The sequence below is a fragment of the Aristaeella hokkaidonensis genome (assembly GCF_018128945.1).
Lineage (GTDB): Bacteria > Bacillota > Clostridia > Christensenellales > Aristaeellaceae > Aristaeella > Aristaeella hokkaidonensis.
The window spans coordinates 2,493,425-2,507,607 of record NZ_CP068393.1 but is presented as its reverse complement, the minus strand read 5'-3'; the positions used below and the strand labels follow the sequence as shown (position 1 = coordinate 2,507,607).

The following is a 14,183-nucleotide window of genomic DNA, read 5'->3' as shown; positions in this document are numbered from 1 at the left end:
CTCACGGCCTTGCGAAATAACGGATTATTGTGGTACAATCGCACCGTATCGAAGGGGAATAGAGAACTGCGCGGACGCACAAGGGGTGCGTTATTCAGACAGCACGCAGACGGAGGATCATAATGGATATTCTGGATTTTGTAATGCTCCTGGGCGGTGTGGCGATGTTCCTTTACGGTATGTCGCTGATGGGTGACGGATTGAAAAAGGTAGCCGGCAACAAGCTGGAACTGATTCTTTACCGCCTTTCATCCACCCCGCTCAAGGGCATTTTGCTTGGTACGGGGGTCACCGCGGTGATCCAGTCGTCTTCCGCCACCAGCGTTATGGTGGTCGGCTTTGTAAACTCGGCCATGATGAAGCTTCGCCAGGCTATCGCGATTATCATGGGCGCGGTAATCGGTACCAGCATCACCGGCTGGATTATCTGCCTGTCCGGTATGTCCGGCGGTGGAACATCTCCCTTCCTGCAGCTGCTGAGTACGGAAGCGCTGGCCGCCCTGACGGCGATCGCCGCGATCCTGATGAAGCATATCTCCAAAAAGCGCAGCGTCAGCCACGCGGCGGATATCCTGATGGGCTTTGCGGTGCTGATGTTCGGCATGAAGACCATGAGCGGGTCTGTGTCGGTCCTGAAGGAAGATCCCGGTTTCATTTCCTTCCTGACGAATTTCTCCAATCCGTTCCTGGGCATCCTGATCGGTATCCTGTTTACAGCGGTACTCCAGAGCGCTTCCGCGGCTGTCGGTATCCTGCAGGCGCTGTCCGCCACAGGCCTGATTACGCTGGATGTGGCGCTGCCGATTATCCTGGGTATCGCGATCGGCGGATCGGTGCCGGTATTGCTTTCCGGTATGGGTTCTCCCCGGGACGGCCGGCGGACAGCCATGTCCTACCTGGTGATTGAAATCCTGCGGGTAATCCTGTTTGCAGCCGTGTTCTATATCCTGAACGCGGTCCTGCATTTCTCCTTTATCAATAAGGTGATGGATATGTTCTCCATCGCGCTTGTAAATACCCTGTTCCGGGTATCCACCGTGATTGTGCTGGCCCTGTTCATCCCGCTGATCGAGAAGCTGATGGTCCTTCTGGTACCCGGCAATCCCGCGGATGAAGAAAATACCCGGGATATGGACCGGCTGGAGGAACGCTTCCTTGCGTATCCGACCCTGGCTGTTGAGCAGACCCGTTTGACCATCAATAAGATGGCGGAGCTGACCCGGAAATCCATGGTGGTCGCCATCAACCTGCTGGATGATTATTCCGAGAAGGGCTTTGCGGAAGTGGAAAGCCTGGAAGGCATTGTGGACCGCTATGAAGATAAGATCGGCAGCTACCTGATGAAGCTGACCGGACGTGAAATGACGGAGACCCAGAACAAGGCCGTCAGCCAGTACCTGCGCGCCATCACGGACCTGGAACGCATCAGCGACCATGCCATGAACATCGCGGAACGGGCGCAGGAGCTGAAGGAAAAGAACATCTCCTTCTCCGACAAGGGAGCCAAGGAGATGAACAACCTGACCGCGGCCATCAGCGAGATCATGAATATCACCTTCGAAAGCTTCCTGAACGACGATGTGGAGGAAGCCTACCGGGTGGAACCGCTGGAGCAGATCATCGACAAGCTGTGCCGCAAGATGAAGGAGAAGCACACTGCACGGCTGCAGAAGGGCAAATGCACCATCAGCCAGGGTTATGTGTTCAATGACCTGATTGCCGACTTTGAGCGTGTCAGCGATCACTGTTCCAATATCGCCATCGTGATTGTGGACCTGATCAGCGACTCCCTGGACGTGCACGAGCTGACCGAATCCATGCATGAGGGCCATCCCCATCATTATGAGGACTACCTCGAAGAATATACCCTCAAATATATGCCCAAGAAGAAGGAAGAAACCCCGTGAAATCCATCAGATCCAAGATTACCATTCTGACCGCAAGCGCGGTGGTAATCGCAGTTATTGTGGCGGCACTCCTCGGAACACTGGCCATCAGAAGTATGGCAAACAGCAATGCGGAGCGAACGCTCCGCTTGCTTTGCGAAACGGGACAAAAAAACCTGGACGCCTACTTTGACAGTATTGAGCAATCTGTTGAAACTGTCTCCTCTTTTGCGGACGGCGACCTGAAGGGCCTGGAGGAAAGCGCACTTCAGGCGCATGTGGACAGGACGCGGGATATTTTTGCCAAGGCCGCGAACCGGACAAACGGCGTCCTGACATATTACTACCGTATTGATCCGGCTGTGTCGGATACCGTGAAAGGCTTCTGGTATACCAACCTGGACGGGGAAGGATTTACGGAGCATCAGGTTACGGATATCACCCTTTATGATACGGAGGATACTTCGGCCCTGGTGTGGTTTACCGTGCCGAAAGCCACGGGCAGGGCCATCTGGCTGCCGCCCTATGTGACAGACAACCTGGACGTGCTTGTGCTTTCCTATAACGTGCCGGTCTACTGGCAGGGCACCTTTGTGGGTGTGATCGGCATCGAGATTGATTATTCCACCATGGCGGGGCTGGTGGACAATATCCGGCCCTACACCAGCGGTTATGCCTTTATCAATGATTCTGAAGGAATCATTATTTACCATCCTCAGATGACCCAGGAGGAACTGGAAAGCGAAAATAAAAAGGAAACGCCCTATGGTATGCTGGATGAAAGCGCCATTATTCACTACACTTTTAACGGGGTGGCGAAGCAGGCGTCCTGGCTGCTGCTGAGCAACGGCATGCGCCTGAACGTGACTGTACCCGTATCGGAAATTAATGAGGACTGGCTCAGGTGGATTCAGGAGATTGTGATTGTTCTGGCTGTACTGCTGGTTTTTGTGGTTCTGGCCGCCTCGCTTCTTTCCGGTCACCTCACCCGGCCGCTCCGGCAGCTGACCAAGGCAGCCGGGGAAGTGAATGCCGGCAACTATGACGTGATCCTGGAAAACCGGACCAATGACGAGGTCGGTATCCTGACCGGCGCGTTCAATAAGCTGATCACCCACCTGAAAGGCTATATCCGCAACCTGAATGACCTGGCGTACGGAGACGCGCTGACAGCAGTGCGCAACCTGGGCGCGTTCAACCTCTTCCTGGAGGATCTGAAGAAGGACACAGGGGAGGGACAGGAGCTTCCGCCCTTTGCCGTCTGCTTCTTTGACTGCAATGACCTGAAGGTAATCAACGACAAATACGGTCATGACAAGGGGGACCTTTACCTGAAGGGCGCCTGCGCCATCATCTGCCAGGTTTTCTCCCACAGCCCCGTTTTCCGGATCGGCGGGGATGAATTCGCCGCGATCCTTCGGAACCGGGAGTATGAACGCAGGAATGAACTGGTGGAACAGTTTGACCAATGCTGCTATGACCTTTGCGCGGTCAGCAAGGAACCCTGGGAAAGGATCCATGTGGCCCGCGGTATGGCGGTCTATGATCCAAAGCAGGACCAGAGCGTGGAGGATGTGGTGCGCCGCGCGGACAGTCTCATGTATGAGAACAAACGGGAACAGAAGAACAAGAAATGAATGAAATAGAAATGCCGGAGACTCAATGGTCTCCGGCATTTCTGTGAAATATGACTTCGTCGTGTGAAATATCTGCTCTGCAGATATGAAAGATACTTTTTACTGTCCCGGTTTTACGGGTAAATGCATTATTCACTGTTCATTGTTCATTAGTTATAGACGTATCCTGTGAAGTTGCAGCATTCGCAGCCTTCACCCATACAGCAGCCGCAGATCATGCGGTTTCTTTTGTCTGCCACTTTGGTCCGGATGCGGGGCAGTGTCTGGCTGCAGGTTGGTGCCTTATCGGAAAACAGATAAGCCTGCAGTTCCTGCCAGGCGACGCCGTCTTCTGTCATGCCCGTCTGGCGCTGGAAGAGGATCACACGCTGGGCAGTTTCCTGCGTATAGCGGTTGGTCAGGGCGGCGCCGCTGCGGATGTATCCCAGCTCCTGCAACCGCTGTTTCAGGGCAATGACGTCGTCGCCCTTGTCGCCGTCACGCAGCACACGGTAATCCAGCAGGGACAGGTCGGCTCCCCGGTAAAGGATCAGGAATTCTGTTTTGCAGTAACCGGTCTGTCCGTTCCAGCTGACCTCGCACCAGTCTTCTGCCTCTTTGGTAACCAGGATACAGGTGCCGTTGGGAATCTCGCCGATCACTTTTCCCTTCGGGCCGGCGGTTTTCCGCAGCTTCAGTGCACCCTTTTCCGTAGATACTTTGGCGGCTATACTGTCCGGCTGTTCCTCTCCGCCGGCGGACAAAGGAACTGCTGCTGTGAACAGTATCATCAATACAATGAGCCCTGCCAATCCTTTACGCACCATTCTGTTTATCATACTATCTCATTCCCCTTGTCAGGGATTAATCTTCTGTCACAAATCTCAATTCATTATGAATCGAGTTCAATCACGCTTCCGGGTTTTCCTCTACGCTTGCGTCCACCAGATGCAGATAGGAGGCTCCGTCTTCCACATAGATTTCCAGCCGGCCGGTTACGGTGATATCCGCATTGTCTTCCATGAAGTGATCCGGATCCTCCGGCTCGGTGAAGGGAACAAACTCCATACCCTGCATGCAGCAGGCGGTCGCGTCCGGAATGACGCAGGCATAATAGATATGGCCGTTGGAGGGTTCCCGGAAGAAACTGTAATAGCCCCGGACACGGATTACCTTGCCGAGGTAGGCGCCGGGATCATACTGGAGATTATAGATTTCCGCGTAGACGATGGTTCCGCTCATCTTCGAAAGGTCCAGGTCTACCTGGAGCGGTTCGGAAGCGGTTTCCGCGAAAGACGCGGACAGGGAGGTCAGCGCCAGGAACAGCGCCAGCAGTACAGCAAGCCGTTTTTTCATGAAACAGTCCTCCTTTGCAGTTTCGCAATGCCGCAGCATACCAGGAATGCCGCGATATCAGCCGCCACGATGGTTGATCCCGTCGGCGTTCCCGCCAGGATGGAGATCAGCAGGCCTGCCAGGGCGCAGCACACTGAAAGTACCGCGGAGCAGACCGTGACGGAACGAAAGCTTTTGAAAACCCGCATGGCGGACATGGCGGGGAAAATAATCAGGGCGGAGATCAGCAGGGATCCCACCAGATTCATTGCCAGCACGATGATCACGGCGATCACCGTGGCGATCAGCAGGTTGTAGGCGTCCGCCTTTGTACCGGTCGCGCGGGCAAAGTCCTCGTCAAAGGTGACGGCAAAAATCCGGTTGTAGAAAAACAGGAACAGGATAATTACCGCGATGGACAGTCCAAAGCACAGCCAGACCTCGGCAGGCCGCAGCGTCAGGATGGACATGGAGCCGAAGAGCGTGGTGCACACGTCCCCGGCGAGGTTGCCGGAAGATTTGAAAATGTTCAGCAGCAGGTAGCCTACCGCCAGCGCGCCGACGGAGATCATGGCAATGGCCGCGTCTCCCTTGATCCGTGCGTTCCGGCCGGGACGGAGGAGCAGTATGGCGCAGATCATGGTTACGGGCAGCACAAGGAGCATGTTGTTGCTCAGGTGCAGGACGCCGGCTACGGCCATTGCGCCGAAGGCTACATGGGAAAGGCCGTCCCCGATATAGGAGAAGCGTTTCAGCACCAGCGTCACGCCCAGCAGTGAGGAGCAGAGCGCGATCAGCACGCCGACAATCAGCGCGTACCGGACGTAGCCAAACTGCAGATAGGTCATGAGAGTATCGATCACAGCCGCTCACCGCCCTTCTCCGCCAGCCAGCCTTCCTTTGTGCCGAAGAATACGGATTCCCCGACAGCCAGGATATGGGAAGCGTCCTTAACGGCGGACGCAAGGTCATGGGAAATCATCAGGATGGTAACGCCTTCCCGGTTCAGCGACCGGATCAGCGCGTACATTTCCGCTGTAACATTCGGATCCAGCCCTGAAACCGGTTCGTCCAGGAACAGGAGTTTATCCGTCGCGCAAAGGGCCCGGGCCAGCAGCACGCGCTGCTGCTGGCCTCCGGACAGTTCACGGAAGCAGTGCTTTGCGAAAGCGCCGATTCCCATTTTGTTCATGTTTTCTTCCGCACGCTTTTTATCCGCGCGGGAATAAAAAGGCCGGTTTTTCAGCCGGGCCTGGCATCCGGACAGGACAACTTTCCTGACTGTGGCTGGAAAATCTTTCTGCACGTTGGTCTGCTGGGGAAGGTAACCGATTCCGCCTTCCCGCAGTCCGTCGCCGAAGCGGATGTTTCCCCGCATTGGTTTCTGCAGGCCGAGGATTGTCCTCATAAGGGTGGTTTTTCCGGAGCCGTTTTCACCGACGATACACAGGTAATCGCCTGCCTGCACCGAAAAAGACAGGTCCTCCAGTACGGGTCGTCCCTCGTATCCGAGCCAAAGATGTTCACAGGTCAGTTGAGCCATCCTGATTCCTCCGTCAGTTCAGTGCTTCTTTCAGCACGGTCAGGTTTTCTTCCATCATGGAAAGATAGGTCATGCCGTTTTCCACGTCTTCCGCGGTGACAGACTGCATGGAGTTCATGGTCAGCACTTTGCGGTCCGGATTGGAGGCGGTGGCAATGACGGTATCGGCAATCTTGTGGTTACCGCCTTCAATGGTCAGCACGGCAGGCAGGTTCAGTTCGTCAGTCTTGCCGGCCAGGAAAGCGATGGTTGCGAAGCTGGCTTCAGACTCGGCGGAGCAGCCGGTGAAGGCAGCGAAGTAGGTCAGGCCGTAATCATCTGCCAGGTAGCGGAAGGGGAAGCGGTCGGCAAACAGCACGGTCTTCAGGGAAGCATTATCAACAACTTCGGTATATCTGGCGTCCAGTTCCTGCAGCCTGGCGTCATAGTCAGCGGCGTTGGCCAGGATGGCCTCAGCATTGGCGGCGTCAATGCCGGCCAGGGCTTTGGCGATGGCAGCGGTCAGCTTCCGCGCGTTACGCAGGCTCAGCCAAACATGCTCGTCATATTCTTCTTCGTGTTCATGGTCATGGTCGTGATCATGTTCTTCATCGTGGTCATGATCCTCGTCATGCTCTTCCTCATGATCGTGATCCTCTTCGTGATCGTGGTCTTCTTCGTCTTCATGATCATGGTCGTGATCTTCATCTTCCTCATGGTCGTGGTCATGGTCATGATCATGCTCATGCTCCATGCCTTCCACGATCTCTTCCAGCTTCAGGTCTTCGCCCATGGCTTCCGTCAGGCTGATGGAGACCAGGTTGGGATTCATGGCGGATTCGAGTACGTCCTCCACCCACTCGTCGCTTTCGCCGCCGACGTAGATGAACAGATCCGCGGTGGAGATGGTCATAATGTCCTGGGCGGAGGGCTGATAGGAGTGCAGGTCCACGCCGTTGTCCAGCAGCAGCACCAGGTTGGTGTTCTCATTTTCGCCGATAATCTGGCGGGCCCAGTCATAGATGGGAAAGATGGTGGTGACGACGGTCACGGGCTTGCTTTCGGCAACGCCCGTGCAGGGGACCAGGCCGATCAGCAGCATCAGGGAAAGCATAAACGCGAGAATCTTTTTCATTGTGTTATTTCCTCCGGTTTCAATACGATTAACTCTGTTTTTGGGTATGAAAAAACAGGAACCCCAAAACGCCGCGGATGCCCTGAGGGCATACGGCTCCCTTTGAAATTCCTGTCTTTGATTCAGTTAATCGTTGATCCGGGTTTTCCGGCTGACCGGCGTACCTTCGGCATGAAGGCGGACGGATCCCGGAATATGGAAAGCGGACCGGGAAACGGCCAGAACAGACCATATCAGCTGTGCGGCAGCGATCATACAGAGTGCCCGCATCAGGGCGGTCGTCATCGCGATCGTCCGGCAGATCGGGCAGTCTTCGCCGCAGCAGTCATGATCCGCTTCCTGGATCAGAAAGGCAGAAGAAACAAGCAGTACCAGCACAAGACCGATACAGAGCAGCAGAGCGTTTCCGCGTTTGCGTGCGTTCACGGTTCCTTCCCCTCCTTTCTGTCCGTATTCTATCACAGCTGTCAAGTTTCAGGCTTTCCGGCTGCGAAAACAGGTCATTATCACACATTCAGCTTCAGCTGAATATTTCACACAGGGGCAGCAATTTGTATTGCTGCCCCTGTATTTCACATGCCCGAAGGGCATATTTCATATTCGGTGAAGCCGAATATTTCATTCTTAGAACCTAAAGTCCCGCCGGTTGGAGGAACGGATATCCTGAATGTTCTTCTCCGCGATTTCCCGGACCTTGTCCTTCGGGATCCGCTTCAGTTCTTCCTCAATCATCTTATAACCGGTTTCTTTGGTTTCCGGAGAGGCATAGTCCTCCAGGTATTCCGCCAGGGTCATCAGGGCGTTGGGATGGCAGCAGTTCAGGATCTGGCCGTTCTTGCACAGGCTCATGAAGCGGTCGCCGGTGCGGCCTTCCCGGTAGCAGGCGGTACAGAAGGACGGAATATGCCCGGTCTGCATCAGCCAGTGCACCACTTCGTCCAGGGTCCGCTGGTCGGATACGTCGAACTGCTCCGTGTCGTGGGGACGTTCTTCTTCCGTGTAGCCGCCCACGGAGGTGCGGGAAGCGCCGCTGACCTGGGAGATGCCGACCCGCAGCATCCGCCTGCGCACGTCTTCCGATTCCCGGGTGGAAACGATCATGCCGGTGTAGGGGACAGCCAGCCGGATGCAGGCCGCGATCTTGATGAAGGTCTCATCGTCAATGCCGTTGTCGAACATATCCGGATCGATATCGTCCGCCCGCTTGACCCGGGGTACGCTGATGGTGTGGGGACCCACGCCGTGTACCGCCTCCAGGTGTTCCGCGTGCATGATCAGTCCGGCAAACTCATACTTGTACAGCTCCAGGCCGAAGAGTACGCCGAGGCCCACGTCGTCGATGCCGCCTTCCATGGCCCGGTCCATGGCTTCCGTATGGTAGTCATAGTCATGCTTGGGGCCGGTGGGATGCAGCTCCAGGTAGCTCTTCTTGTGGTAGGTTTCCTGGAACAGGATGTAGGTGCCGATGCCGGCTTCCTTCAGCTTCCGGTAGTTTTCCACGGTGGTGGCGGCGATGTTCACGTTCACCCGGCGGATGTCGCCGTTCTTGTGGTGTACGCTGTAGATCGTATGGATGCAGTCCAGGATGTACTCAATGGGATTGTTCACCGGATCCTCGCCGGCTTCAATGGCCAGCCGCTTGTGGCCCATATCCTGCAGGGCGATGACTTCCGCCCGGACTTCCTCCTGGGTCAGCTTTTTCCGGGCAATGTGCTTGTTCTTCATGTGATAGGGACAGTACACACAGCCGTTCACGCAGTAGTTGGACAGATATAAGGGCGCGAAGAGGACGATGCGGTTGCCGTAGAAGGCCAGCTTGATTTCTTCCGCGATCTCATACATCTTCTGGATCTTTTCCGGAATTTCGCAGGCCAGCAGCACGGAGGCTTCCCGGTGGGTCAGTCCCCGGCAGGTGCAGCCGTTGCCGTTCTTGACCGGCCGGGCCTTCTCCAGGATCTGGTCAATCAGTTCCACGTTGTTCTTGTTCTCTTCCGCATAAGCCAGGGTGGCGCGGATTTCCTCGTCATTGATGAACTCTTCCGCCTTCAGGGATTTGGGATTGTACACTGCCATGATTCCTTACCTCTTCTTTCTTACTTTTTCGTCCATCCGGGTGCGTCGCCCCGGTCCACGGCCAGATGATATCCGACGGACCGCATACGGGCTTCAAGGCATCCCCGGCACTGCGCCGATTCTTCTCCGGTGCAGATCTTGTTGTCATACAGTTCATATTTCTTCCGCACGCCCACGGGGGACAGATTGGGCATCACCACGTTGGCGCCGGCCTGGATGCCCATTTCCCGGCCCCTGGGGTGGATGGTCCCCAGCGCCGTGGTGGCGGGCAGCAATACTTCCGGCAGGATCAGCCGGATCACGGAAAGCAGGAACAGGGTCAGCTCCAGCGTTCCTGTCGGCTCGTTCCGGAACGGGGTGTTCCGGTGGGGAATGAAGGGCCCGATGCCGCACATGGCCGGCCGGAAGGTTTCGATGAATTTCAGGTCCTTTGCCAGCGTTTCCGGTGTCTGGAAGGGAGACCCCACCATGAAGCCGCAGCCTACCTGGTATCCGATCTCTTTCAGGTCCCGCAGGCACCGCATCCGGTTTTCAAAGGACATTTCCTTCGGGTGCAGCTTCGCGTAGTGACCGGCGTCCGCGGTTTCGTGCCGCAGCAGGTACCGGTCCGCACCCGCGTCATACAGCGCCTGGTAGCTTTCACTGCTCCGCTCGCCCAGGGACAGGGTTACTGCGCAGTCCGGATGGCGCTGCTTCAGTGCCCGCACAATACCGCACAGCACGGCGTCCGTGAAGGCGGGATCCTCGCCGCCCTGCAGCACAAAGGTGCGGAAGCCCAGCTCATAGCCTTCATCCGCGCAGGAGAGGATCTCCTCCGGCGTCAGCCGGTAGCGCTCCGCCTTCGGGTTATCCCGGCGGATGCCGCAGTACAGGCAGTTGTTTTTGCAGATGCTGCTGATCTCGATCAGCCCGCGGGTATAAACCGCGTCGCCGAAGACGACCTTCTGCTTTTCCGCCGCTTTCCGGGCCAGCAGGGCGGCGGATTCTTCATCCCGGCCGGTAATGAGCTCCGCGTATTCCGTTTCGGAAAGGCTGTGCTCCTTTTCCAGACGGACAATCAGTTCTTTGATTCTTTCTGTCATGATCCGCCTCCCGTCAGCAGGCTGTGCAGGGCGGGGAACAGCCGCAGGCTCCGCTCCAGCGCACCGGTCATGAAGGCGATGGCGATGCCGTAGTTGGTGAAGGGGACGCCCTGGCGGATTGCCTGGTTCATCCGGGCCAGCACCGCGTTCTCCGTCAGCATACAGCCGCCGCAGTGGATCACCAGCTGGTAAGGCGTCAGGTCCTCCGGAAACTCCCGGCCGGAACAGGTGTCCACCGTGAGCTCTTTGCCCGTATACTGCCTGAGCCACCGGGGAATCTTCACCGTGCCGATGTCGTTGCACTGCCGGTGGTGGGTGCAGCCTTCCGCCAGCAGTACCCGGTCACCGTCTCGCAGGTTCTTTGCCGCGCTGATGCCCTTTACCGCGGTTTCCAGGAAGCCCTTGTACCGGGCCATCAGGATGGAGAAGGAGGTCAGGGGAAGCTCGTCCGGCACGATGGCGCTGACGGTCCGGAAGGCCTGGCTGTCGGTGATCACCAGCGCCGGATCAAGCCCGGGCTTTTTCAGCACTGTTTCCAGCTCTGTGTCCCGGCAGACGACGGGGATGGCGCCCCGGTCCATCAGGTCCCGGATGGTCTGCTGCTGGGGCAGGATCAGCCGCCCCTTCGGCGCGGACTCGTCAATGGGACAGACCAGTACGCACAGGTCTCCCGGGAAAACCAGGTCCCCGGCCAGCTTCCGGTCTTCCTTTTCCGGGATCAGCCTGGCCAGCCGCTCCTTCAGTTCGGTAATGCCGACGCCTGTCAGGCTGCTGGCTTCCGCTGCTCCTTCCGGGGCGGGCTGCGCCGCGGCCAGGTCTGTCTTATTCCAGACCGTGAGGGAAGGGATCTCCCGTTCCCGGATCAGGTCCAGCAGTTCCCGGTCTGTTTGGGACAGTCCGGCGCCCGCGTCCACCACCAGCACGGCGATGTCGCAGGTCCGCAGGATCTCCCGGGTTTTCTTCACCCGCTCCAGTCCCAGACTGCCCTCATCGTCAAAGCCGGGGGTGTCGATGATCACCACGGGGCCCAGGGGCAGCAGTTCCATGGCTTTGCGGACGGGATCCGTGGTGGTGCCCTTTACCTCCGAGACCACGGCCAGTTCCTGGCCGGTCACCGCGTTGACCAGGCTGGATTTTCCGGCGTTGCGCGCACCGAAAAAGCCGATGTGTGTCCGTTCGCCGGACGGCGTTTCGTTCAGGCTCATGCTTCCTCCTCTTCAATGAAAAAACCGCTGTCCCTCAGACAAGGGTACAGCGGTACACAAAAAGCGTGCCTTTATGGCTGGTCCATCTTGTCTTTCGCCTCAAGTGTCAGTTTCGGCGTCAGGGGATGTGGGACAGTATTCAGTTTCTGTGGGGGATCAGACCTTGGAGTATGTGGCCTTGGCCGTGATGCCCCGGATGCGGCCCAATGCCCCGGTCAGGGCGTTGATCTCATCATTGGGCGCGTCGATGGCGATGCAGATGATGTTTACGTTTTTCTGCCGGTAGGGGAGGCCCATCCGTCCGATAATAAACTTTCCGAAACGGTGGAGCAGCTCGTTCAGTTCGCTGACGGCATCCTCGTTCTCCACAATGATGCTCAGCACAGCCACCCGGGTTTCCATAAGCAACACCTCACGCGCACATCATAAACCTTTTCTGTATGAATAGCAAGGGGAACAGAAGCCGGACTAAGGAAATAAAAAACGGAACTGCCCTGATCGGACAGCTCCGGAATTTTATTCCTGTACAGCCAGGATGATCGGTTCAGTTCCGGACAAAGCCGCGGTTGTATCGAAATCGCCTTCGTGTTCCTCGTAAATACGCAGGATCAGATGCTGCGGAAGCCGGCCGGTTCCCTCATAGGTAATGACCACATCACTTACTCCTCCGTCTGTCGATTCAGTTTCGCGCAGAGCCTCGCCGTTTTCATCCGAAAGGGAGAGGATATACCAGTGATCTTCCGGCAATGGAGGCAGGGGATCGGAAAAACGGACATCCAGACTGGCATATGCAGCGGAGGCAGTGGCTGTTGCGTTCAGGTTTATTCCCCTGAACTGACCGGTGCCGCTGAAGGTGTGCACCTGAGAGGATGCCCTCTGAACCCTGGCCCGCATGATGCCCGCAGACTCTGTTTTGTCCAGGGTGTAGGTGTTCTCTCCGTCAAAGTACAGGCAGTTTACGCTGCGGTACAGCCGGATGTTCAGGGTGATTTCATCCAGGTTCTGAAGCTCTTTTGTTAATGGAGTCTCATATTCCCGTACAGTATATTCAAATCCGTCTTCTCCGGTACGGGTTTCCTCTGTTGCAGGCATGATGTCAATTCCGTCGTCGGTTTCGGTATGGTCGCTGGGGGATACGGTATAGCGTACAAGCCCCGCTTTCTTTCCTTCATCCCTTGCCTGGATCCATTCCGTGATGAGCCTGCCTTCCTCATCATTGGAAGCTGCCCAGACAAGGTTGTCATCCAACCGGGTCATTTCAGCGATCATGCTGTCATCCGGAATAAACTCTTCCATACAGGATCCGTTTTGAATGGCGTATCCGACGATCAGGGACATGCCGTCATAGTATGCGCTGTTGATGCCTGCGGTTGTTTTGCCCAGTTCAACACTGGTGACGCTGACTTCCGGCATGTTGTCGAGGGTGGTATATGGTGCCAGCTCAGCATAACGGTTGTTTGTTTTTCCGAACAGTTCAAATACATTGATGCCCAGTACTTCCGCGACTGCCGCCACGGCCAGCAGGATCAGCAGAATCATGGCAAGGATCAATGCGAATGATATTTTCTTTTTCATTTCCGGTTCTCCTTTCGCTTGTGCGATTACACGCTGGGCCAGGAAGGGATTTTCCTTCAAATCGGAAAGGGAATGGTTGAGTTTTTGCTGCATCTGACGCTTGTTATTCATTCCATACACCTCCTTCGGCACTGCCCAGCGCTTTGCGGAGCTTTGCCCTGGCCCGCAGCAGCCTGCCTGAGACGGCCTGCTGGGAGATCCGGAGCGTTTCCGCAATTTCGGTAGTATTCATATCTTCAAAATAGTACAGTAAGACAACTTCCCTCAGGCGGATCGGCAGATTCATAACCTCGACGGACACGGTGTCGTCTTCGGTAATGGTCTCCTCTGCGCTGATGGGCAGCTGATCAATGGAAATCGAACGGTCAACATGCCTGAACCAGCTGCCGCGGCGTATATCCCTGCAGCAATTGACGGCAATGGATGAAAGCCACGTTTTGACGTTGGCTTTACCCTGAAACTGGTCCAGCTTTCGGTATGCTTTTACAAAGGTTTCCTGGACGGCGTCTTCTGCCAGGGCTCGGTCATGAAGATAGGCGAAACACAGACGCAGCAGTGCAAGCTGATGTGTTTCAACCAGGCAAGTAATTTCCTCTTCAGCTGAACGGCAAGGGCCCTTTACCGTTTCCATGGCACTGCTCACCTCCTTTTCACCTATATAGACGTTAACGGAATCCGGTTTCACAACATTCCCCAAAATAAAAAAACAGAAAAAAATAAAACGGAACTGTCCTTATCGGACAGCTCCGTTCCA

General features: G+C 56.2%; 14 protein-coding genes. 2 read left to right on the top strand and 12 right to left on the bottom strand.

Going from position 1 to position 14,183, the window contains the following annotated elements:
• Positions 1 to 122 precede the first annotated feature (122 nt).
• Both JYE49_RS11480 and JYE49_RS11475 read left to right on the top strand, forming a co-directional pair.
• The gene (locus JYE49_RS11480; RefSeq protein ID WP_093957352.1) at positions 123 to 1,907 is read left to right on the top strand and encodes a Na/Pi cotransporter family protein; all 1,785 of its coding nucleotides are present in this window, start codon (positions 123 to 125) and stop codon (positions 1,905 to 1,907) included.
• Positions 1,904 to 3,523, top strand: coding sequence for a sensor domain-containing diguanylate cyclase (locus tag JYE49_RS11475; RefSeq protein WP_093957353.1), 1,620 nt, complete (start codon positions 1,904 to 1,906; stop codon positions 3,521 to 3,523). Before JYE49_RS11480 ends, JYE49_RS11475 begins: the two co-directional genes overlap by 4 nt.
• A gap of 149 nt (positions 3,524 to 3,672) precedes the next feature.
• Here JYE49_RS11475 and JYE49_RS11470 read toward each other — a convergent pair whose 3' ends face one another.
• From JYE49_RS11470 to JYE49_RS11415, 12 genes are all read right to left on the bottom strand, one after another.
• On the bottom strand, positions 3,673 to 4,293 hold the full coding sequence (locus tag JYE49_RS11470) for an SH3 domain-containing protein (RefSeq protein WP_179217333.1): 621 nt from the start codon (positions 4,291 to 4,293) through the stop codon (positions 3,673 to 3,675).
• A gap of 118 nt (positions 4,294 to 4,411) precedes the next feature.
• Positions 4,412 to 4,858 carry a hypothetical protein gene (locus JYE49_RS11465; RefSeq protein ID WP_093957355.1) on the bottom strand — a complete coding sequence of 149 codons (447 nt, stop codon included), beginning with the start codon at positions 4,856 to 4,858 and terminating at the stop codon, positions 4,412 to 4,414.
• The gene (locus tag JYE49_RS11460; RefSeq protein ID WP_179217334.1) at positions 4,855 to 5,685 is read right to left on the bottom strand and encodes a metal ABC transporter permease; all 831 of its coding nucleotides are present in this window, start codon (positions 5,683 to 5,685) and stop codon (positions 4,855 to 4,857) included. Before JYE49_RS11460 ends, JYE49_RS11465 begins: the two co-directional genes overlap by 4 nt.
• 11 nt (positions 5,686 to 5,696) lie before the next feature.
• Positions 5,697 to 6,380: a metal ABC transporter ATP-binding protein gene (locus JYE49_RS11455; RefSeq protein WP_093957357.1), complete on the bottom strand. Its 684-nt coding sequence runs from the start codon at positions 6,378 to 6,380 to the stop codon at positions 5,697 to 5,699.
• A gap of 13 nt (positions 6,381 to 6,393) precedes the next feature.
• The gene (locus JYE49_RS11450) at positions 6,394 to 7,494 is read right to left on the bottom strand and encodes a metal ABC transporter substrate-binding protein (protein ID WP_093957358.1); all 1,101 of its coding nucleotides are present in this window, start codon (positions 7,492 to 7,494) and stop codon (positions 6,394 to 6,396) included.
• A 126-nt stretch (positions 7,495 to 7,620) separates the two neighbouring features.
• On the bottom strand, positions 7,621 to 7,920 hold the full coding sequence (locus tag JYE49_RS11445; protein WP_143754496.1) for a hypothetical protein: 300 nt from the start codon (positions 7,918 to 7,920) through the stop codon (positions 7,621 to 7,623).
• Positions 7,921 to 8,118: 198 nt separating this feature from the next.
• Positions 8,119 to 9,567 carry a [FeFe] hydrogenase H-cluster radical SAM maturase HydG gene (hydG, locus tag JYE49_RS11440; protein WP_093957360.1) on the bottom strand — a complete coding sequence of 483 codons (1,449 nt, stop codon included), beginning with the start codon at positions 9,565 to 9,567 and terminating at the stop codon, positions 8,119 to 8,121.
• Between the two features lie 20 nt (positions 9,568 to 9,587).
• Positions 9,588 to 10,649, bottom strand: a complete 1,062-nt coding sequence (hydE, locus tag JYE49_RS11435; protein WP_093957361.1) for a [FeFe] hydrogenase H-cluster radical SAM maturase HydE — start codon at positions 10,647 to 10,649, stop codon at positions 9,588 to 9,590.
• A complete protein-coding gene (gene hydF / locus JYE49_RS11430; RefSeq protein WP_093957362.1) occupies positions 10,646 to 11,854 on the bottom strand; it encodes a [FeFe] hydrogenase H-cluster maturation GTPase HydF in 1,209 nt (402 codons plus the stop codon). The genes hydE and hydF overlap by 4 nt, the downstream gene beginning before the upstream one ends.
• A 156-nt stretch (positions 11,855 to 12,010) precedes the next feature.
• Positions 12,011 to 12,256: a TM1266 family iron-only hydrogenase system putative regulator gene (locus JYE49_RS11425; RefSeq protein WP_084097168.1), complete on the bottom strand. Its 246-nt coding sequence runs from the start codon at positions 12,254 to 12,256 to the stop codon at positions 12,011 to 12,013.
• 114 nt (positions 12,257 to 12,370) lie between these two features.
• On the bottom strand, positions 12,371 to 13,540 hold the full coding sequence (locus JYE49_RS11420; RefSeq protein WP_093957363.1) for a hypothetical protein: 1,170 nt from the start codon (positions 13,538 to 13,540) through the stop codon (positions 12,371 to 12,373).
• The gene (locus JYE49_RS11415) at positions 13,533 to 14,060 is read right to left on the bottom strand and encodes a sigma-70 family RNA polymerase sigma factor (protein ID WP_093957364.1); all 528 of its coding nucleotides are present in this window, start codon (positions 14,058 to 14,060) and stop codon (positions 13,533 to 13,535) included. Before JYE49_RS11415 ends, JYE49_RS11420 begins: the two co-directional genes overlap by 8 nt.
• Positions 14,061 to 14,183 lie beyond the last annotated feature (123 nt).

Bases quoted from the DNA above. Each gene is read 5' to 3' on its own strand.
- hydE (WP_093957361.1), bottom strand. From the start codon at position 10,649: ATGACAGAAAGAATCAAAGAACTGATTGTCCGTCTGGAAAAGGAGCAC.
- hydF (WP_093957362.1), bottom strand. From the start codon at position 11,854: ATGAGCCTGAACGAAACGCCGTCCGGCGAACGGACACACATCGGCTTT.
- hydG (WP_093957360.1), bottom strand. From the start codon at position 9,567: ATGGCAGTGTACAATCCCAAATCCCTGAAGGCGGAAGAGTTCATCAAT.
- JYE49_RS11425 (WP_084097168.1), bottom strand. From the start codon at position 12,256: ATGGAAACCCGGGTGGCTGTGCTGAGCATCATTGTGGAGAACGAGGAT.
- JYE49_RS11470 (WP_179217333.1), bottom strand. From the start codon at position 4,293: ATGATACTGTTCACAGCAGCAGTTCCTTTGTCCGCCGGCGGAGAGGAA.
- JYE49_RS11465 (WP_093957355.1), bottom strand. From the start codon at position 4,858: ATGAAAAAACGGCTTGCTGTACTGCTGGCGCTGTTCCTGGCGCTGACC.
- JYE49_RS11480 (WP_093957352.1), top strand. From the start codon at position 123: ATGGATATTCTGGATTTTGTAATGCTCCTGGGCGGTGTGGCGATGTTC.
- JYE49_RS11455 (WP_093957357.1), bottom strand. From the start codon at position 6,380: ATGGCTCAACTGACCTGTGAACATCTTTGGCTCGGATACGAGGGACGA.
- JYE49_RS11460 (WP_179217334.1), bottom strand. From the start codon at position 5,685: ATGACCTATCTGCAGTTTGGCTACGTCCGGTACGCGCTGATTGTCGGC.
- JYE49_RS11415 (WP_093957364.1), bottom strand. From the start codon at position 14,060: ATGGAAACGGTAAAGGGCCCTTGCCGTTCAGCTGAAGAGGAAATTACT.
- JYE49_RS11420 (WP_093957363.1), bottom strand. From the start codon at position 13,540: ATGAATAACAAGCGTCAGATGCAGCAAAAACTCAACCATTCCCTTTCC.
- JYE49_RS11450 (WP_093957358.1), bottom strand. From the start codon at position 7,494: ATGAAAAAGATTCTCGCGTTTATGCTTTCCCTGATGCTGCTGATCGGC.